9 protein-coding genes and 2 pseudogenes are annotated in these 20,665 nt (G+C 64.1%); 5 read left to right on the top strand and 6 right to left on the bottom strand.

Annotated elements, in window-relative coordinates; genetic code table 11:
• Positions 1-229 precede the first annotated feature (229 nt).
• The 5 genes and pseudogenes from BJ982_RS10850 to BJ982_RS10830 form a co-directional block, all read left to right on the top strand.
• Positions 230-1,093 carry a hypothetical protein gene (locus BJ982_RS10850; protein ID WP_184879053.1) on the top strand — a complete coding sequence of 288 codons (864 nt, stop codon included), beginning with the start codon at positions 230-232 and terminating at the stop codon, positions 1,091-1,093.
• Positions 1,090-2,862, top strand: coding sequence for an ATP-binding protein (locus tag BJ982_RS10845; RefSeq protein ID WP_184879050.1), 1,773 nt, complete (start codon positions 1,090-1,092; stop codon positions 2,860-2,862). The genes BJ982_RS10850 and BJ982_RS10845 overlap by 4 nt, the downstream gene beginning before the upstream one ends.
• 401 nt (positions 2,863-3,263) lie before the next feature.
• A pseudogene (locus BJ982_RS10840) lies at positions 3,264-4,262 on the top strand (IS256 family transposase); the annotation flags it as partial.
• A 102-nt stretch (positions 4,263-4,364) separates the two neighbouring features.
• Entirely contained in the window at positions 4,365-6,020 is a 1,656-nt protein-coding gene (locus BJ982_RS10835; protein ID WP_184875834.1) for an IS1182 family transposase, read from the top strand.
• Positions 6,021-6,041: 21 nt separating this feature from the next.
• A pseudogene (locus tag BJ982_RS10830) lies at positions 6,042-6,290 on the top strand (transposase); the annotation flags it as partial.
• Here BJ982_RS10830 and BJ982_RS10825 read toward each other — a convergent pair.
• The 6 genes from BJ982_RS10825 to BJ982_RS10800 all read right to left on the bottom strand — a co-directional run bounded on the left by BJ982_RS10825 (position 6,280) and on the right by BJ982_RS10800 (position 20,054).
• Positions 6,280-6,882, bottom strand: a complete 603-nt coding sequence (locus tag BJ982_RS10825; protein WP_184879044.1) for a site-specific integrase — start codon at positions 6,880-6,882, stop codon at positions 6,280-6,282. The pseudogene BJ982_RS10830 and the gene BJ982_RS10825 overlap by 11 nt on opposite strands.
• An 80-nt stretch (positions 6,883-6,962) precedes the next feature.
• The gene (locus BJ982_RS10820) at positions 6,963-8,900 is read right to left on the bottom strand and encodes an AAA family ATPase (protein WP_203959524.1); all 1,938 of its coding nucleotides are present in this window, start codon (positions 8,898-8,900) and stop codon (positions 6,963-6,965) included.
• A gap of 692 nt (positions 8,901-9,592) precedes the next feature.
• A complete protein-coding gene (locus BJ982_RS10815; RefSeq protein ID WP_311772259.1) occupies positions 9,593-10,480 on the bottom strand; it encodes an IS5 family transposase in 888 nt (295 codons plus the stop codon).
• A 381-nt stretch (positions 10,481-10,861) separates the two neighbouring features.
• Positions 10,862-11,905: a Dyp-type peroxidase gene (locus BJ982_RS10810; RefSeq protein ID WP_184879034.1), complete on the bottom strand. Its 1,044-nt coding sequence runs from the start codon at positions 11,903-11,905 to the stop codon at positions 10,862-10,864.
• Between the two features lie 212 nt (positions 11,906-12,117).
• Positions 12,118-12,627 carry a hypothetical protein gene (locus BJ982_RS10805; RefSeq protein ID WP_184879031.1) on the bottom strand — a complete coding sequence of 170 codons (510 nt, stop codon included), beginning with the start codon at positions 12,625-12,627 and terminating at the stop codon, positions 12,118-12,120.
• Positions 12,628-12,632: 5 nt separating this feature from the next.
• Entirely contained in the window at positions 12,633-20,054 is a 7,422-nt protein-coding gene (locus BJ982_RS10800; protein ID WP_184879028.1) for an RHS repeat-associated core domain-containing protein, read from the bottom strand.
• Positions 20,055-20,665: the final 611 nt, after the last annotated feature.

The following is a 20,665-nucleotide window of genomic DNA, read 5'->3' as shown; positions in this document are numbered from 1 at the left end:
CAATAACGGCGTGTCAATCGAGACTATTCAGTGCAAATATCTTTCTAGCACTAAGTATTCTTTGCCTAGCTTGAGAAGCGTTATCCTCCCCATGCTGCAAGCTTACAATGATGGGAGGTATTGGCAGTATCGATTATATGCTTACTTTTCGGAGGGGGTTCAAGCGCCTACTCGCTTGACGCTAGACGAACTAAAAGAATGCCTTACCGAAACTAGGCGTAAGCCTTCGGTGCTCATCGAGCACTACAAAGCTTTCTCTGACGATATCTTGAATGGCTTCCTGCAGCACTTTACTATTACGTCTGGAGACTCTTTCGAGGAGCAGCGAAGGCAAGTCATACAAGCGCTCTGTGATAATTTCTCCAGCTCTTCGGACGATGCCCTAGATCTTCACTACGGGAATGCCATCTCCTACGTCATGGATCTGGCAATGCGACCAAGGGAGGGTGAGCGTAAGACAACCAAGAGCGAATTCATTTCGCGAGTCAACAAGCGTCAAATGCTTTTTACTCGATGGAAAGAAGAGGTCCTCGGCAGAGAACATATCGTCAAGATGATTCAGAAGCGTTTGAAGGCCACGGACGCCCTTAAACCAAGGAATCGGCGAATGCTGATAATAGATGGCCTGGGTGCTGCTTCGATTGGAAGGTCTCGGGAGTTAGCCTATTTGATCAAGTTCCTAGCGACGGAGCATTATGGGCCGGGCCAGCTCACTTCGGCTAGACCATGGACTGTAGTTATTGAGGGAACTAATGCTGATGTGGAGGCCATCAAAGCCGGACTGATCGACAATAGGATAAGTTTCAACGATGGCTACGAAGGGATACTCTTTAGTCCTGAGATGTTTGATGCGCCCCCCATAACTAATACGACGAAAGGTGGTAGCAAGATCTCTCGGGCATCTTATAGCGTCCGACTCGTCAGTGCGGAAACATACGTGAAACACGTTGACGAACTGAAGGGCTCGGATCTAATCATTAGCTTCAGTAATTCCCATCCTGATCACTATTCTCTAGACAAGGTACCACACGGCTATCAAATCAACCTGACGGATCTAGAGGAAATGGTCGGCATTCTCAGGAGGAAAGGATGACTGATCTAAGCGATGTCGCAAGTGTCGTAAGCGTAGCTCCCGATCTAGTGCAGATCGAGGTAGTCTCGTCCGAGGAGTATCGAGATTTAAATGTTGAAGTAGAAATCGGAAGCTATCTAAAGATTTCCGATGATAACGGCCTTTCTATGGTCGTCATCGTGAAGAGCTACCGTATCAAGGACCGTCCGAACGTAAGCGGTCATGAGCTGGCCACGCTGAGCTTCATTATCGACACCCAGCCTGTGGGTAGGCTTCAAAAGGGAAAGTTCAGTCGTGGTGGGAAACAAATCGCAATCCCGCCAACGCGCATTGAGATTGCAGAGAGAGATGTTCTTGAAGAAATCTATAGCGGAGTCGAAGGAGAAAAAAGATTTAGTTTTGGCTCGCTCGCCCAAAATGCAGCTGTTCGCGTGGTAGTAGATGGCGACAAGTTCTTCGGTAAGCATATCGGCGTCATCGGATCTACCGGGTCCGGGAAGTCGTGTACTGTTGCCAAGATTCTACAGGAAGGAACGAAGCGTTCAACCGAGCAACAGGAGGGGGGTATTCTAAATAATTCTCATGTCATTATATTCGACCTACACGGCGAGTATCGAACGGCGTTCCCTGAAGCGAACGTGGTGGATACCAATAATCTTAAATTGCCCTACTGGCTAATGAATTCTGAGGAACTGGAGGAAATGTTCATTGAGAGTCATGAAAATAACTCTCATAATCAGATATCGCAGTTTAGGCAAGCCGTCATCGAAAACAAGAAGCTCCACCTGAGAGATGTAAGCAGGATGGTGTCGTATGATTCGCCCGTGTATTTTAGCCTCAGAGAAGTCATTAATTACTTGAGCAATCTAAACTCTGAGGTCATAGGAAAACTCCCAGGTGAATCTCTGCCTAAGTTAGCCAATGGTGATCTCGTTCAAAGTCGATCTCATTACTATTTTTCGGATGTCCTTGAATTCGTGCAGCAGTCGGCGTCAAGTGCATCAAAGGCCAGCAATGGTCCTTTCCATGGAGAGTTCAACCGCTTTCTGATGCGCCTAGACGCCCGCCAAAATGACATGCGGCTTGCCTTCCTGCTGGACCCTCGTAGAGGTGGAGAAGCCGGAGCCGAGTATGGAACAGAAGATCTAGCGGAGATCCTTGGTCAGTTCACTGGCTACGGCCGCAATCGGGAAGACAGAAGCAATGTAACCATAATCGATTTAAGTGGCATACCGTTCGAGGTGCTTAGTGTTGTCGTGTCACTCATTACCCGGTTGATATTTACTTTCAACTTTTACCTCAAAAAGTATAAGCACTCCACCGAAGGCGATCTCCCCTTTCTTCTTGTTTACGAAGAGGCGCATAACTACATACCTCAGAGTGATGGGGCTAGGTATAGCTCTGTCAAGAAAGCAATCGAGCGCATCGCGAAAGAGGGTCGCAAATATGGAGTCTCGTTGATGATTGTAAGTCAACGACCGTCGGAAGTGTCGGAAACCGTATTTTCTCAGTGTAATAACTTTGTTGCCATGCGCTTAACCAATCCGGTTGATCAGCATTACGTTAGGCGACTTCTTCCGGATAATGTGGGTGCCATTACGGATGCACTCCCTACTTTGGAGAAGCGTGAAGTTATAGTAATCGGCGATTCGATCCTAATTCCGTCACTGGTCAAAGTTGATTACGTTGAAGCTCGCCCAGATTCGCGTGACATTGACTTTCATACTGAGTGGCAGCGTGATTGGCTGGACGTTGCCGTTCAGGACATCATTGAGAGATGGCAAGAATAGACATCCGGCGACTGTAGGTCAGAGTAGATTGCGCGCGGAAGCTGAGCGAGCACCTCGAACCAGAAGGCGCGATGTGCAGTGATCTTGAAGCCGAGTTCGCCCGGTGAGGTCTTCCCCGAGACGGATCCGCATCCATCACCGGCCCTGCTGCGGCACCTCGGGCACCCAGGCTGCTCCGCTTGACCAACCCCGCAGGCGACACGTATACGGCCTTGATTGTGTCAACCTGCGAGGAAGGGACCCGAACACAGACTGGCGCGGGCCCCCTTTCTTCATGAGCAATCGGTTGCGTCCACGGAGGTGGTGTACGAGTTTCCGCTGGTCGTGGGCGTGGCGTCGTGAAATGAGGACGGCCATCGCGTGATCCTTTCGATGTTCCAAGATCGAAGGAGAACCGAGCGATGGCCGTGAACGACAGTGTGGACCCCGCAACCTGGCTGGCGAAGCAGATCGAGACCCAGGATCCGGATCTGTTGCGATCCATGGTGAAGACCATGGCCGAGGCGTTGATGTCGGCCGAGGCCGACAGCCGGTGCGGAGCCGGCTACGGCGAGCGCAGCAGCGAGCGCACCAACTCCCGCAACGGATATCGCACCCGTGACTGGGACACTCGGGCAGGCACCGTGGCACTGGCGATCCCGAAGCTGCGGCAAGGGTCCTACTTCCCCGACTGGCTGCTGGAGCGCCGCCGCCGGGCCGAGCAGGCACTGATCAGTGTCGTGGCCACCTCCTACCTGCTGGGAGTGTCCACCCGCCGGGTGGACGAGCTGGTGGAGCAGCTGGGCATCGCGGGTATCTCCAAAAGCCAGGTCAGCCAGATGGCCAAGACTCTGGATGCCCAGGTCGAGGCGTTTCGTACCCGCACGCTGGACGCCGGCCCTTACACCTTCGTGTGGCTGGACGCCCTGACCCAGAAGGTCCGCGAGGGCGGGCGGATCATCAACGTTCATGTTCTGGTCGCCACGGCGGTGAACGCAGGCGGCCAGCGGGAGATCCTGGGGCTGGAGGTGAGCAGCCGTGAGGACGGCGCCGGGTGGCTGTCCTTCCTGCGCGGCCTGGTCGCCCGCGGCCTGTCGGGGGTCCATCTGGTCATCTCCGACGCCCACGCCGGGCTGGTGGACGCCATCGGCGCCTGCCTGCCAGGCGCGTCCTGGCAGCGTTGCCGCATCCACTACCTGCGCAACCTTTTGACCTGTGTCCCCAAATCCGCCCAGCCCTGGGTCGCCACCTTGGTGCGCACCATCTTCGACCAGGACACCGCCCAGGCCGTGCTCGCCCAGCACCAGTGGGTCATCGACGCCCTGGCCGCCAAGTATCCGGCCGCCGCCGACCATCTGGAGGTCTCCCGCGAGGACCTGCCGGCCTTCGCCGCCTTCCCCAAAGACATCTGGAAGCAGATCTGACACCGTTGGCGAATCCGTGCGATCGCATGCGCGGAGGGTGATCACATTGAGATCATGGTGGCCTTGTCGGTCGGGGACAGGTGGTCGAGGGAGTCGGTAGTGTCCCTGCGTCCGGTTCAGGTTCACAAGATCCCTGAAGAGACCGTTCGAGTCTGCAGGGCGGCCTTTCCCAAGGGCAGTCTGTCTGTCCGGTTGCGAGATGGGCTGGGGCCATTGTTCGAGGACGACCAGTTCACTGGTATGTTCTCGCGTCGTGGCCGGCCCGGGTTATCGCCAGGGCGGTTAGCGCTGGTCAGCGTGTTGCAGTTCGCGGAAGGACTGTCGGACCGGCAGGCTGCGGATGCGGTGAGGGGCCGGATCGACTGGAAATACGCCCTGGGCCTGGACCTGGCCGACCCGGGCTTTGACTTCTCGGTATTGAGCGAGTTTCGGTCTCGGCTGGTGGAGGCCGGCGCCGACCGGCTACTGGATCTGATGCTGCAGCGGCTGCGGAAGGCTGGCCTGATCAATGCAGGTGGCCGCCAGCGGACCGACTCCACGCACGTGCTTGCGGCGATCCGCACGGTCAACCGGCTGGAACTGGTGGGCGAGACGATGCGAGCGGCACTGAGCGCCTTGGCCGTGGCTGCTCCCGATTGGCTGGCCCCGCTTATCGAACAGCACTGGGCCGATCGATACGGGCATCGGGTGGAGGAGTACCAGTTGCCCAAAGACGACACCGAAAGGCTCGCCTACGCACAGAGCATCGGTGCCGATGGCGCTGGTCTGCTGGCGCATATCACCTCTCAGGACGCACCGTCTTGGCTGCAAGAGGTTCCAGCGATCACGACACTTGTCCGGATCTGGGACCAGCAGTATCTAACTGATGAGCACGGGAACCTACGCTGGCGCGATTCCAAAGATCTGCTCCCTTCTGGGGAGCGCCTGGCCTCACCTTATGACCCAGACGCTCGCTACGCGGTCAAACGTGGTAGTGGCTGGGTCGGCTACAAGACCCACCTGACCGAGACCTGTGAACCGGACGCCCCGCACGTGATCGTGAACGTCACCACGACTGCTGGACAGGTCGCCGACAACGACATGATTCCTGCCATCCATGCCGGCCTGGCCAGGCGCGACCTGCTGCCGCAGGTTCATCTGATCGACTCGGGATATACCGGCGGCGAGTTGCTGGTCATCAGCCGCAACCTCTACGGGGTGGACCTGTTCGGCCCGGCCCGGCAGGACTGCAGCTGGCAGGCCAAGGCGGGCGAGGGCTTCGACACCTCCGGGTTCACCATCGACTGGGATACCCAGACGGTCACCTGCCCGCAGGGCAAGTCCTCGATCAATTGGGCACCCTGGCGGACCAAAGCCGGTGAGGAGTCCATCCACATCGACTTCTCCAAAGCCGACTGCACACCCTGCCCGGCCCGCTCAAAATGCACCCGCGCTAAACGCGAACCCCGTCAACTCACCCTTCACGCCCGCGACGTCCACCAAGCCCTGCACCATGCAAGGGCCGCACAACGCACCGAATCCTGGAAGAAGCAGTACGCGCTGCGTTCGGGGATCGAAGGCACGATATCTCAAGCCGTTCGAGGTTTTCACCTGCGCCGATCCCGCTATCTCGGCCTGGCCAAGACCCACCTGCAGCACGTCCTGACCGCAGTTGCGATCAACCTCGTCCGCATCGACGCCTGGCTTACCGGCACACCACTCGCCACCACCCGCAGCCATCACCTTGAGCAACTCCAGGCAGTTGCCTGCGCGTGACCACGGATTCGCCAACGGTGTCAGATCTGGTCCAACAACCCGCAAGAACGGCTGAACAAGGAGATCCGCCGCCGCACCGACGTCGTCGGGATCTTCCCCGACCGGCCCGCCATCATCCGCCTCATCGGCGCAGTGCTGTCTGAACAGACCGACGAATGGAGCGAAGCCCGCCGCTACATGGGCGTGGAGGTCCTGGCCAAAGCACGCCTGCACCTCATCCACGGCGACACACCGCCCCCGCACCAACTCCCCGAGACACTCACCGCTTAACCTGCAGAAACGGATCACGCGAAGGCTGACCCATACACCACTTCGCTGGACGTGACCGAGCAATCAGGTCCGGTGAGCCGAAGTGTCGGCGACTGCTGAATCCTGACCGCAGGGACAGGCACCATGAAGTGCCGCCAGGCGCTCGTCCAGCGCACCCGGTCTTCCTCGCCGCTAAAGAAGAGACCACCTGCTCAGGCGTGAACGCCTGCTTGCGTACCGACTTCCACACGCGGGAGATCACCGAGTTGGTGTAGAGACCGCCCTTGCTCGTGACGAACAGCCTGCCGTCGCCAGCTACGCCGAACTCTTCGATGTGCTCGCGCAGGATCTTCACCAGAGCCGGAGGAATCGGCACCGGCCGCGTGTTCTTGTCCGCCCGGTGTTTCAGACCGCGATCGTCGTGCACCGCGCCCGAGTCGGTATAGCGCTTGTTGGCGAAGAGCCGTGCCGCTTGCAAGGTGAACCGCGCCGGCTTTTGTGGAGGCCGTGGTGCGCCATCGGGCTCGACCGTGCGCCACACGCTGGAACCGATCGGGGCCGATGCGGTGCACGGGCGGAAAGCTTCACGGACCCCGGCCAGTCGCTGAGTCATCGAGGCTGAGTCGGCAGCGCGACTGCAAAGCGCTCACCAGCACCCCAGCGGCAGGGAAGGTTCGAATGCATGCAGAGGCGTCAGTCGAGATTCAGGTACGCGGCCACGTCCTTATACAGGACGGCAACCTCCGGCGGCATTCCGTGGGGGTAGCGGGTAGCGAAGAGGGCTCCCACCCGCGGCTTGCTGGTGGTGTCCCTCTGGGCCTGGTCGAGGATCTGGGGGTCCAGGCGTCGCAGGTACGCCTCTAGTTCGCCGGACTTGCTGCCGTCATCGCCGAACTGGTCGGCGAGGGTGAACACGCCCGCTGTCTTCCAGTAGTTGGTCCAGGCGGTGAAGTCGTTCGCGTCATCAGGGGGGTTGGGGGGTCGAAGTCGCTGCTTGGCTAGTTGTTTGGCGAGTGCACTGGCGCCGCGCAGGGCTGGTCCGTCGGCAATGACGGCCCAGGGGATGCCGAAGGCGGTGAGGTAATTGATGTAGCCGCCGAAGTTGTTCTGACCTCCGACGTCCAGCAGCGGGACGTTAAGCGCCTCCGGCCCTAGCTGGGTGGCTGTGTTCCACCATTGGCCCAGCGCGCCGGTCTCCGACGCGCCCTCGCAAAGGATCACGGCGCGGGCGAAAAGCAGGGCTCTGGTGTCAGCGGCGGCTAGGTTCTGGATCCAGCCAGCCAGGGTTGAAGCGGTCGTGGCCGGGGCGCGACGGATAGTGGTTGCTCCATCCGGCCTTGGGGCTAGGCGGACGATGCGCTTGAGGTCGGCCGTCGTGGCCACCGGGACCAGGTCCGCGCTGTGGGTGATCAGGAGGGCTTGTACGTCACGCAGAGCGGTTGTGGCGATCCGTCGCTGCATGGTCGGATGCAACTGGACCGCCGGTTCGTCCAGTACGATCACGCGACCGGGGCCACCCGCTGTCAGGACCGCTAGCAGGACGGCCTCCTGCAGTCCTGCTCCGCAGAACTCAGCACGTCGTTCACCGTGACCAGCATCGATCACGACATCGATGGCCATCCCGTCCGTCTCGGGAGATGCCTGGACTTCCAGGTGTGCCCCAGTGATGGTGTGAAATATTTTCTGGGCTCTGCGGAAGCCCTCGCGCTGTTCATGCGCACCGTTCTTCAACCTGTACAACTCGGCCGAGACGCGACTGCCGTCGCTCAGATCGAGGGGGCCTGTCAGTTCATCGAGAGAGAAGTGCCGGCGCGCGGGCAGGCGCCGATTGACGGTCACCGAGACGCCTGCGGCCCAAATCTTTTCGAGCACCGCGACGAAGGATACGGAATGCTGCTCGGTCAGCCGCAGCGCCTGTGCGAGCGCGGTCATGGAGACGGGCCGGAGATTGGACCTGCCGTCGTAGAGCGTGGGCACGCTGAACACGATCGGCTGCTCAAGCCCATCCAGGATGGCTGGGAATTCGGCCAGCTCAGGCACGGGCTCTTCGGTCACCTGCTCCATGGCTACGGTCTTCCAGCCCTGGGCCGCTCCGGAGCGAAGCTGCTGCTGCCATGGACCCTCCAGTTGGATGTGAAAAATGTCGTCGCCGTAGTTGAACTGCCAGGCGCAGGACCAGCCAGTGTGCCGGTGGGAGTCGAAGTCCAACCGGAGTGTGCCGTGGAATAGTGCGGCCACTGAGTCAGTGGTGATGTTGGTCTCGGCTTTCTCCTCGAACAGTTCGGTGCTGGGGCCTCGCCCGTCGGCATTCCGGGCGGCGATGCCGATGTAAGAAGCCTTCACGAACGTGGCGACCAGATCCTGTTCCCAAGGCTGGTCCAGCTCGAAGGAGACCGTCAACGTGAAAGCGGAGGCCCCGTTGTGGCCGGCCTGCTCGTACAGGGAGAGCAGATCGCGCTGCTCCGAGTCGCGGTGGCGGCCCAGGAACGCGGATACAGCGCCGAGTACTTGGCACAGGTTCGACTTGCCCGCAGCGTTGGGGCCGGTTACCACGGTTAGGCCCTGCCCCAAGTCCATGCTCAGATCGGCGAAGGACAAGAAGCCCTGTGCCGTGATCCTGCTGATCCTCACGCTGTGCCCCGCCCGTCCATTGGATGCTGGCGACGATCCTTCCAGAATCTGCGACGCCCGACCGCCGACGCGGGGACCTTGGGCTGGAGCAGTCCGCATCCCTGCGGGTATCGCGCATCACTGAACTAGATCCTTCGAGCCAACCTCCGCTATTCAGCGCTAATGGTCGACAACCGGGGTCCCAGCAGAGCCATCGACCTCGGCAAGCCTTTACCCCCAGGCCCCAGGAAATTGGCGCCGAGCTCGCTTAGCGGTGTGAGCCAACTGGCGCATGAGCATGTAACCGCCAGCTCGGTTGGCAAAGCCAGGTGGTGACTGACTGTGAACGCCGGGGCATACACGGGATGATCATGTTTGATGTGATCAGTAAATGCACTGTTCTCGCAGGTCGAGGCCATCGGCCCGTTAGAGGAACCACCGCTCTCCTAGAGCGGGTGCCGCAGGTTCGAATCCTGCCGGGGGCACCTCCTGATCAGGCGAAACCGGCATCTACCTGCGGTTTCTCCTAGCAGCTTTTACGATCTTGAGCAAATGTAGGCTGCCATGTACAGCCGCATGTCAGCCGCTGCGGGATAGCGGGGACGCCGGCGTTGAGCCACAGTGAAACCGCCGCATGTCGCAGATCGTAGGGACGAGCATCCGGCGGCGACACGACCTGTTCGGCGGTCAACGCCCCACGCCTAGGGCCTGTTTCAAAGACCGGTGAGCCAGTCGTTGATGGACGCGACGTGGATGGTGGCCTCATAGCGGACGGCGAGCTTGTCGTACCTGGTCGCGATGGCTCGATGGCGTTTGAGTAGGTTGATACCGCACTCCACCGCGTGGCGGGCGCGGTAGCCGGTGAGGTCGAACTTCGGAGGACGGCCACCATGGCTGCCACGCCGTAACCGGGCGGCAACGCGGTCGGCCGGTTCGGGGATGATGCACCTGATCCGGCGTCTGCGCAGGTGAGCACGGATCGCCCGTGAGGAGTAGGCCTTGTCGGCCAGCACCACCTCAGGCCGGGTCCGCGGCCGTCCCACGCCCGGCCGGGGAACTCTGATCGCAGCCATGACCGCCTCGAACTGCGGCGCATCCCCGCGCTGCCCGGCGGTCACCACCAGCGACAGCATCCGCCTGCTCTGCTCACAGGCCAGATGCAGCTTGGTCGTCCACCCACCCCGTGAGCGCCCCAGAGCGTGATCGGCGGGCTCGGTACGCACCCCACCGGGTGACTCGGCCTGCGCCTGCGGGTGCCGCGCTGCGCCGGCCGCGTGTTGATGGGCACGCACGATTGTGGAGTCCACTCCGACCTGCCAGCCGATCAAGCCGGCGGCATCGGCCAGGGCCTGCAGCCCAGTGGCGATCTTGTGCCAGGCACCGGCACGCTGCCAGCGGCGAAACAGCCCGTACACCGCCTGCCAGGAGCCGTAACACTCCGGCACATCCCGCCAGGGCGCTCCCACCCGTGCCCGCCAGCGGATCCCATCGATGAGCTGCCGCTTGCTCCACTTCGACGGCCGTCCTGATCTCCTTGGCGCGGGCAGCAGCGGCTCCAGGCGTGCCCATTGCGCATCGGTCAGGTCAAACCGCCTCGTCACCGCTAAGGTGGCCACGAGGTCTCCGGTGTGAAGGTTCTTCTTGGTCGATCAACCTTCTATCGGAGACCTCACTGCATGTCCGGACATGACACGCCGTCACACAGCGGACTTCGAAACAGGCCCTAGCCCACTGTCAGACGCCGGAGTATGCCGAGGTGGAGAACGGCTTGTTCACGGCCCTGGAAACCGCCGCTGGCAGAGTGATCGGCAGGCTGCCGGGCCGGCACCGTGCCGTCGACTTCCGTGACCTCCGGGCTGAGAGCGACCGCCAGACCTAGCCCCTGCCGGGCGGTTCACGTGATCTGCGATGACCTGTCCGCGCGCAAGGCGCTGGGGTGGTGCGTGGAAGCTCAAGTGATGGCAGGCGAGGTGTTTCTCATGTCAGCTGTTCCACCAACGATCGGGCTCCAGCCGAGCGGGAACGAAGAAATAGCCCCCGCCCGTTGTGAGCATGTACCGGCTCAGGGCCTCGCCCGCCAAGCGTCTCTGGACGGCTTCGAACCCCCGTGCAAGGTCCGCTTGGTAGCACACGAACAGCAGACCCTCGTCCACGTTGCCGAAGGCGTCTTCGCCCCGTCCGTAGGAGAAGCTGCGGCGGAGCATGGGTGGCGGTTCGATGCCTGGGAGATGGGGATTCGCGCGACGAACGTGGGAGTCCAGCGGGGTGATCGATCCATCCGCGTCTCCGGTGAACGGCATGTCGTCGAACGGGGCGACCCCATCCAGGCGCGTTCCGTCGCGCCGCCGCCCGATGATCTTCTCCTGCACGTCCACGGGGTCGGCGTCCCACAGCTTCTGAGCCAGTCGTATGAGCCGGACCACCTGGTAAGTGCCGTGGCGCGCCCAGGCCGGCTCTCCAGCGTCGGACACCTCGATCATGTCGTGGAATGCACGTCGGCTTCCTCTGCGATCCGGATTGCCGTGGCCTTCCATGAACCCAAGCGAATTACGAGTGAGCGCCCGTCCGTTCTCCTCGCGATTGTCGTTTCTGAAGCCGTGTGCCGACCATCTGATTTCGTGACCTGGAATTCGGTCCAGCAGGTACTGCGTCGCACTCCGTACTTTTTCCGGAGTCTCAGAGCAAATCTGGATCAGTACATCTCCATGTGTTGATTTCGGGTTGAGCAGATCCCCTGGGAATGGGGGCATCAGCCTCAGCTGCCGGGGGCGTTCAAGAGGTATCTCCTTATCGAACAACGATGCCCCCAACCCAACCGTGACCTCGATTGACGCAGGTAACATCAGCGTCGAGTCCTTGAGCCTGCGGAAAAATGGCTCGGCCTCGACGATGTCGAGAGAAGTGAATTGAGCGTACGATGGTGGCGGTGACATGAGCATGACCGGCTGAGAAGGGCGCGGGCTGTATCCATCGCTGCCGCCCATGAACAGAGCACTGCCCATCACCATTCCGGCCGTTGCCAGCACCCTACGCCGGGATATCGGACCGCTACATGTCGCGAGCGCCGGCGATCGGCGTTTTCGGTCAGTCATATACTGGTGCACACCCAGGTCTACATAACGGATCGCCCGTGGTCGTCGATTTGCGGTCGCACTCCTGTGTTGCCGCCATCGGCCGGACTGGTTCGGCCGCCACCATGCAGGGGCGCGTCATGGCCGCCGACCTCGGCGAGCGCACGCTACCAATTTCGGAGGAACCTGAAGCCGCGCTTGTCATCCCCTTCTTCGTAGCCCATCGCCTCGATCGCCTTGTCTTCAGGCGACCGCCGCAGGAAGTCGAGCAGGCCACCGGCCCGGCCGCCCGAGAACTCGTTGAGCGCGGAGAACTCCACATCGGGATCATGGCCGATCATCTCAGCCGCGCGATAGAGCAGGGAAAGCGCCGCCAACGCCTCTCTGGGATCTCCAGAAGTTTCCTGGGCGATGGCCGCGGCCAGGAGACCAGCGCGAAGCTCGCGTACGTCCTGGCGACGCACCGCCATGGAGGCGGCCCGCTCCGCGAAGGCGCCGAGAACCCGATCAGCGCCACGCGGAACAATCCGTACGATCTCCTCGAACGCCCAACTCCCCGCCGCGTGAAGAACCAAGTCCCGAATCTGCCCGTCCCTCGCGGACGGCACCTCATCCCGGCCATAGTTCACGTTCTCGGCCGGCTCAAGAATGCCAAATGACCGTGCGTCGAGACTCACAGTGATCAACTCCTCGGGGGGCGTAGATAGTCTCCATCCCACTTGTATCCGGCGTCTGTCAACATCTTCAGTTCTCGGGCCAGGACGGTCCGCCGGTGGTTGACCGCATCCCACAGGTTCCTGTGGGTAAGCGGTGACGCGACGTATACATCCTGCTTGTTCTTGATCACCGCGTTGACCCATGCATCATTCTTGGCGATCGTCCAGTCCGGGATGTTGAGAACATCATGTCCCGGCCAACCGCGCGCTATAGCAGTGTCGTCAAGGCGACCGACGACCGCCACGTTCCCGGCCTTCGGCGCGCCGGTACCAAGGACTGGGCAGGTGTTGTGGACGAGTACCGGCGTGGAGCCGGCGAGTACATGGTAGGTGTGCAGATGGGCGACGGTCAGGTTGTAGACCCGCGTGTGAGAGGTCTCCCTGGCGACCGCGGTGATCTGAACATGGGTGCCCGCGCCGGTGCGCAGCCACATGCCCGGCTTCAACCGGTCGGCGGTGAGCCACTCTCCGAGGACCGGTTCCCAGAAGGGATGCCCGTCCGTGGCGGTGACCGTTCCTGCCGCGGTGCCACCGGGGCCGTCCGTGTCGACGGTTATGCGTACGAGCTGTTTGTCGCCTTCCCCGGTAATGAGGCCGGTGATCTCTTCGCCGCGGGTCTCGCCGGTCTCCGGGTCGGCGGCCAGCACCTTGTCGCCGACGCGTACGGCGGAGATCGGCTTGCGGCTGCCGTCGGCCATCGCCACGAGGGTGTCGGCGGTGAAGCTGTTGGGCAGGCACCCCCCGAACTTGGGCAGCTTGGCGAACGCTCCGAACAGGCCGCCCAGCAGGCAGCCACTGAGTGCGGCCCCGCCCACGCCGCTCAGCCCCCAGTCGACCTTGCGGCCGGACAGACGCTGGCTCAGGTAGTCGATGGCGCCGTCGGTGAGCCCTCCGACCAGGCAGCCGACGACCAGGGGGTTGTTACCGGAGGGGTCGGTGTAGTTCGTCGGGGAGTTCGCGGCGTAGGCGTACAGGTTGGTGCCGCCGGCGACGCCGATGGGGTCCTCGCTGATGAAGCGCTGCAGTGTGGGGCTGTAGTAGCGGGCCCGGTAGTACATCAGGCCGGTGCCGTCGTCCTCCCTGCCGGTGTAGGTCAGGGCGTTGCCCTCCGGGTCGCCGCTGACGGAGGTGTTGCCGTACGGGTCGTAGGCGTAGGAGGCGGTGATCTGGCCGGAGGCGTCGCCGAGCGCGAGGACCGAGCCGAGGGGATCGGTCAGGTACGCCCGGGTGCCGGCAGGCGAGGTGCGGGTGAGCCAGCGGTCGGTGCCTGCGGAGAGCAGGGTTGTGGCGGGGCCGGTGCCGTCGGTCTCGGTGACGGGGTTGCCCTGGCCGTACAGGTAGCTCCGGGTGCTCCCCGCGACGGTGCGGCGATCCCGCTCTCCGAGGGGGTCGTAGCCGAAGGTGGCGCTCAGGCCGGTGCGGTTGAGCCCGGTGAGCTCGCCTCGGGCGTTCCAGGTGTAGCTGGTGGTGCCGTCACCGGTGAGGTTGCCGTCGTCGTCGTAGGTGAGCGTCTGGCCATCCCGGCCGGTCAGGCGGTTGGCGTCGTCGTAGGTCAGGCCGGTGATCGCCTGGGGCAGGGCGATCCTGGCGAAGTCGCCGGTGGCCTCGACCAGGTCGCCGCTGGGGCCGTACGCCTGGTTGAGCACGCCCTTGACGGTGGTGCCGTGTTCGTAGCTCACCACGGTGACCCGGTTGCGTGCGTCGTAGGTGTAGTTCTGGCTCCAGGAGCCGGGCATGTCGAGACGGTCGACGCGGCCCGAGCCGTCGCGGTGGACGTCGGTCTGCTGTGCCCCCTGCGCGATGCGGGTGACGTCCCCGGCGTCGTCGTAGGTGTACGTGACGGAAGCCTGACCGGTGGTGGTCATGGTGGCGAGCCGGTGCGCGGTGTCGTAGGTGTAGCCGATCGCGCCGTTCGCCGTCGTCACCAGCGTCGGACGGTCGAGGCTGTCGTAGCCGAAGGTGGCCGGGGTGGTGGTCGCGGTGTCGGCGACCTGCTGCAACCGGTCGAAGGCGTCGTAGGTGAGCGTGGTGCGCGACTCGGCGGTGGTGCCGCTGACGCCGTAGGAGACGCGGGTGGGCCGGTTCAGCGTGTCGTAGTCGAGCTGGGTGACCGTGCCCTTGCGGCTCACGGCCGTGGCGGGCCGTCCCGCGGCGTCATAGGTGGTGGAGGAGGAACGGCCCAGCGGGTCGGTGATCCCGATGACCCGGTCGGAGTCGTCGTAGTTCCAGGTGATGCTGTGCTGGCGGGCGTCGGTGAGCGTACGCAGGTTACCGGTGTCGTCGTAGCCGAAGGTCAGCGTGTGGCCGAGCGGGTTGAGGGTCTGGGTGACCTGGTTGCGGGCGTCGTAGACCACACGGGAGGTCGTGCCGTTGGGGGCGGTGACCGCGATCCGGCGCCCCGCGGCGTCGCTGAAGAGGGTCGTCTTGGCCCCCGCCGGGTCGGTGGCACTGACCATCTGGCCGTGGCGGTAGGCGAATGTGGTGGTCTGTCCGGTGAGGTCGGTGACCGAGGTGGGCTGCCCCGCGCGGTTGTGTACGTAGGTGGCGGAGCGGCCCATCGGGTCGGTGACCGAGGCTAGGTTGCCGTTCTGGTCGTAGCCGAACCTCGTCGTCTTGCCCAGCTCGTCGACGATCTTGGTTGGCTGGCCGTGCGGTCCCGCGTAGGTGACCTTGGCGGAGTCGGTGGCGTTCGCGGTGCCGGCCAGGGTGGTGGTGTGGGTGACGTTCCCCTTCGTGTCGTAGTGGTAGGTCCTGCGCCGTCCGAAGGGGTCGACGACGGCGTCCACCCGCTGGTCGGTGCCGCGTTCGTAGGTGACGGTGCGCGCCAGCGGCGTGCCGTACGCGGTGGTGTCCGTGCTGACCAGGCCGTTGACGAAGGTGACGCGCCGCACCCTGCCGCCGGGTTCGGTGACGCGCGTCTCGGTGATCTGGCCGTTCGCGTCGGTGGTGTAGGCGAAGTCGTACACCCGCCCGTCGGTGAGCGTCTGGTGCCGGACGCGCCCCGCGGTGTCGTACTCGTTGGTCAGATAGGTGATCCCGCGGCCGTCCCTGGCGGTGGCGAGGCGTCCGGCGGAGTCGTAGGTGTAGCGGGCCACCTTGCCCGCCGGGTCGGTCACGGTCGCGAGGCGCCCGGCGGCGTCGTAGGTGTATCCGACCGTGCGGCCGATGTTGTCGCGGGCTTGGACGACGCGGTGCTGGGCGTCGTAGCTCAGCTTGATCCACTTACCGCTGGGGGAGGTGATCTGCGTCAGGTCCTCGGTCGGATTGGCGGCCCGGGTGAGCCGGATCTCGTTGCCGTACCGGTCCCGGATCGCGCTGAGCCGCGAGTACTGCGGGAAGACGTACTCCGTGCCGTCGCGGAGGGTCAGGCGCCAGTCGCCGACCCAGCCGCCGTCTCCCTTGAACCACACCTTCGAGCCCTGGAACTCCCCGGTGGTGCCGCGCGCCTCGAACACGGCGTCGGTGAAGCTGCTGCCGGGCGAGGTCCGCACGTAGTGGACCTTGCCGCCCCCGGGGATGTAGAGGTCCACCTCGGTGTACTGGTCCTCCGAGTGGAGGATCATGCCGTAGCGGGAGGTGATCCCGGCCCCGAACTCACGCGACTCGACGTCGCCCTGCCACAGGACGCGGGTCACGTCGATCGGCATCACGTCGTCGACGGCGAGGTCGGTCCGGGTGTCGGACATCAGGCCCGACGACAGTTCCACCGGGTCGCCCGAGAGCCAGTCGGTGAAGTCCTTCATCCACTTCTTCAGCCAGGGCGGGATGAACTCGGTGTTGAACATGGCACCGTGGAACGCCCACACCTTGGTGCCCGGGTCCGGGACGACCTGGCGGGCGTCGGCGCTCACCCGGCCCTTGCCGTAGACGTACCAGCCGCGCCGCTCGGGGTCGTAGTTCCAGAAGTCCACGCGGGTGCCGGCCGGCAGCTTGGTGTAGTTCGGATAGATGATCCGCGCCCCGTCGGGGAAGATGTACGTACCGCCCGGCTGCACGGTGAAGTACACCGGCACGATGCCGCGCTCGGGCAGCGGGAACGGCGGCCGGTCGATCGGGATCGGTGTGATCCCCAGCTCGGTCACGACCCGGCCCTCGCCGTCGCGGATGACCGAGCCGGCGGGGATGCGCACCTCCAGGCCCGGGATCTTCGGGGTGCGCAGCACCGTTTCCGCGGTCGTCGGCGAGGGGAAACGCACCATGTGCTCGGTGTCGAGCTGCTGCATCCAGATGGTGTACGGCAACGCGGTGGTCCGGCCGGCGGCCACCTCCACCTTGAGCTCGTAGTGGCCGTACCTGACGCCCCTGCGGCCCGCCGGGCCACCGTCGACGACCAGGGTTCCCGTGCCTGCGGGTGCTCCGGTGAGCAGGAACCTGCCCTGGGCGTCCGTCTCCCCGCGCGCCGCGCCGAGCCGTACGTCGACGCGCGGCAGCGCCCGCCCATCGACCGTACGGACCTGGCCCGCCAGCGCGGTCTGGCCGGACGCGGCGGTCAGCGTCCGCGCCTGCTGTGCGGGGCCGCGCCGGATGTTCCAGTCGAAACCACTCAGGTTGACGTGGTCCGGCTGCCATGACGGGCCCTTTCTCATCGCCTCCCCCGCCATGGCCTGGACGTGTGCGGGCGTGAACCCCGAGGGGGACGGCACGGGCGTGGGAGCAGGAGTGAGCGCGGTCCGCGCCCCCGGAGCGACGGCGGCCGCCGTCCTGGTGGCGAGCGCGAGGGTGACCGTTCCCGTGGCCGCGTTGCCGATGTCGACCACGACCTTGTAGGCCCCGGAGACGGGCAGGGCCGGAACCGTGACCGCCCCGTCGGCGCTGAGCGTGGCGTAAGGGCTCAGCTCGGCGCCGTCGGGTTTGATCACTGTGACGAACACGTTGCTACCGCCGAACGACGCCACGCCGGACACGTTCAGCCGCAGAAGCTGCCCACTGGTGCCGCTGAAGGTGTAGATCGCGTCCTGCCCCGCCCGGGTGAGCGTGGCGGGCAGCGCCGCGCCGTCCACGGCCAGCCCGCCGGGCAGGACGGACATGGCGCCGGTCACGGTGATGCTTCCCGTCACCCCGTACGCCGGGTCGATGACGATCTGATAGGTGCCCGACGCCGGGAGCGACGGCAGGTCCAGGTCGCTCTTCGAGTAAGCGGCGACGCTCCGATCGTTGACCACGACCGTCCCGTCGGGTGCGACGAAATCCAGGTAGATCTGGTCGGTGAACGTGTTGGAGGTGAACCCGAAGTTGACCGCCTGCCCGGCCGTCCCGACGAAGGTGAGGACCGCGTTCTGACCGAGACGGCTGATCGTCACCGTCTTCGCGGCTCCCGTGGTGGTGACCTCGCCCGCCGCGACGGGAGTGGAGAGCGTCGCGGTGACGTTGCCCGTCCCGGCGTCGACGATGTCGAGCCGGAGCCGGTAGGTGCCGTCGGCCGGCGGCGTCAAGTCGACGTTGCCCTTGCTGTAGGCCACGAGAAGCCGGCCGTCCACCAGGAGCGAGCCGTCCGGTTTGCTGATGTAGATGTAGGCGTTCTTGGACAGCGTGGTGCTCAGCCCGAGGTTGACCTTCGTGCCGGCCGTGCCGGTGAAGGTGAAGACGGCGTCCTGGCCGGGGCGGGTGATCGACGCGGTCAGCGCGGAACCGTTCGCCGTGAGCGGCCCGGCGGTGGCGGGAGACGACAGCGTCAGCCGCACCCCGCCGGTGCCGGCCGACGCGGGGTCGAGCCGCATGGTGTAGGTGCCGGTGGCCGGCAGCCGCGTGAGATCGATGTCGGAGGCGGGGTAGATCTTCAGGAAGGTCCAGTCCACCAGGACGTTCCCAGAGGGGTCCTTGACGGTGAACTTGGTGTCCTGGTTGAGGGTGTTGGAGGTGAGCCCGATGTTGGCCATTTCGCCCTCGGTGCCGCTGAAGGTCACGACAGTGTCCTGACCGGGGCGGGCGATGGAGATCTGGGTCGCGGCGCCCGAGGAGGTCAGGACGGCGGTCTGCGCGGCCGACAGCGTGAGGGTGACGTTGCCGGTCGCCGCCTGGTTGGGATCGATGCGGACCACGTACGTGCCTGACGCGTCCAGCACGGGAAGGTCGATGTCGGCGATCCCCCCGGTGCCGACCTGGTAGTCGTCGACCAGAACCGACAGGTCGGGGGCCAGGACGTCGACGTAGGCGTAGCTGGTCAGCGTGTTGGCGGTGAAGCCCAGGCTGAGATCGTCGCCCTCCTGGCCGGTGAAGGTGAACAAGCCGTCCTGGCCGGGCCTGGACATCGCGGCGACCGACGCAGTGCCGTTCACGGCGAGCTGCCCGCCGGCTGGAGCGCTAAGGGTCACCTGAACTTGACCGGTGTCCGACGCGACGTTGGGGTCCAGCAGCAACTGGTAGGTGGCGCCGGCCTCCAGACGTGTCAGCTCCAGATCGCGAGCCGGAATGCCGGACAGCTCGGCGACCACCTTGCCCCGGGGACCGACCACCTGAGCATCGATCGAGCTGCTGAAGGTCGAGGCCGTCAGCCCGACGCCGACCCGGCCGTCGTCGGGGGCGCGGAACACCACCAGCGCCGCCTTGCCCGCGGTGCCGACGCTGACGGCCTGGGCCGCACCGCCGACCGTCATCGGGGTGACGCTCTCGATGAGGACCGCGTCGACGCCCGGGTAGGGCACCGAGAACTGGCCGGGCGCCTGGGTGCCGCCCGCGGGGGTCGTGACCAGAACGTCGCCGGTGGTCGCTCTGAGGGGGACCACGAACTGCAGGCTGGTCGCGGTGACCGCCGTCACCTCCGCGAGGGTGCCGTTGATGTCCACCACGTTGTTGGCGAGCACCGGATCGAACCCCGAGCCGGTCAGCGTCACCGTCGTGGACGGGGGCCCGGTCGCCGGCGAGATCGCGGTGACGACCGGTGGCGCAGCGGCGACGGTGAACGTCTCCCCGGTGACCGTGGTACCGCCGACCTGCACGCGCACCGGGCCCGCTGTCACCGCGGGCGGCACCTCCACTTCGAGCGAGGTCGGGGTCACCTTTGTGACCGTCGCCGAGGTGCCGTTGAAGGTCACCTGGTTCGCCGACGGGGTGGTGGAGAAGCCGGTGCCGTTGACGGTGACGGTGCCCCCCGGCCGGCCGGAGGTGGGGACCACGCTCAGCACCGAAAGGTCGCTGGACGGGAAGCGGTCCACGCCGAGCAGGTTGCCGGTGGGGTCGTAGCGGTAGCGGGCCGTGTCCCCTGAGGGTTGGGTTACCCCGACCATGCGTCCGGCGGCGTCGTAGGCGTAGGTCGCCGGGCCCGGCGGTGAGACCGCCCGCCTGGCGACCGGCCCTTGAACGGGCGAGCCGGTTTTCGCGGCCGCCCGTTTGACGGCGGTATTCCTCGCGGCCGATGCGGCCGTGGCGACCCTGCCCTTTTCCTGTGCCAAGTCCGTGACAGTCGTCACCGCTCCCGCCGGAAGAGCCGGCGGAATCATGATCGCGGTCAGAACGGAAGCGACAATCCGAAAACGTACCCCAACGCGCATCGACCCAGCTCCGCCCCTATGTGACCGCTGCCCACGCAGGTGGTCTCGCGTAGCCGGCTCGGCCAGAAGTTGCCCGCCCGTGAAGATCGTCGATATTCCTTTTAGATAGTCGCACGGCGATCATTGGCAGACAAGAGGGCATTCGGGAGGCTGCGCCGTCAATGCGGCGAAGTCCTAAATAATATTACAGGCGATCAATACGCTGAGTTATGGCATGAACAAAAGGGAGTAACTGAAAGACTCGTCGGTGTACTGTCGCGCTGCGAGGCTGCGAGCGTGGGTACCCAGCGACAGCGAGCGCTGAGCAATGGGCGGAACCGAAGGGGGCCGACTCCACCCGCGCCGTCTGCGGCGTTCCTTCAGGGAGACAGGGGCGGTCATGAGGGGTCGTCGTTCGTGCTCACATCAAGTGCAATGGCGGTGTCGAGCGGTGCGAGGGTCGTTTCTTCGCGCCGATCTCGGGAGCCGTGCCCGTACAGCGGAAGTACCCCAAGAGTTGCGTGATCGAGCCG

The organism is Sphaerisporangium siamense, assembly GCF_014205275.1.
Taxonomy (GTDB): Bacteria; Actinomycetota; Actinomycetes; order Streptosporangiales; family Streptosporangiaceae; genus Sphaerisporangium; species Sphaerisporangium siamense.
Note: the sequence above shows the minus strand (reverse complement) of the source record. Positions and strands in the feature narration are given on the sequence as shown.

What these genes read in the sequence shown, in the direction of transcription:
- BJ982_RS10845 (WP_184879050.1), top strand. Translation starts at nt 1,090, where the DNA reads ATGACTGATCTAAGCGATGTCGCAAGTGTCGTAAGCGTAGCTCCCGAT.
- BJ982_RS10825 (WP_184879044.1), bottom strand. Translation starts at nt 6,882, where the DNA reads ATGACTCAGCGACTGGCCGGGGTCCGTGAAGCTTTCCGCCCGTGCACC.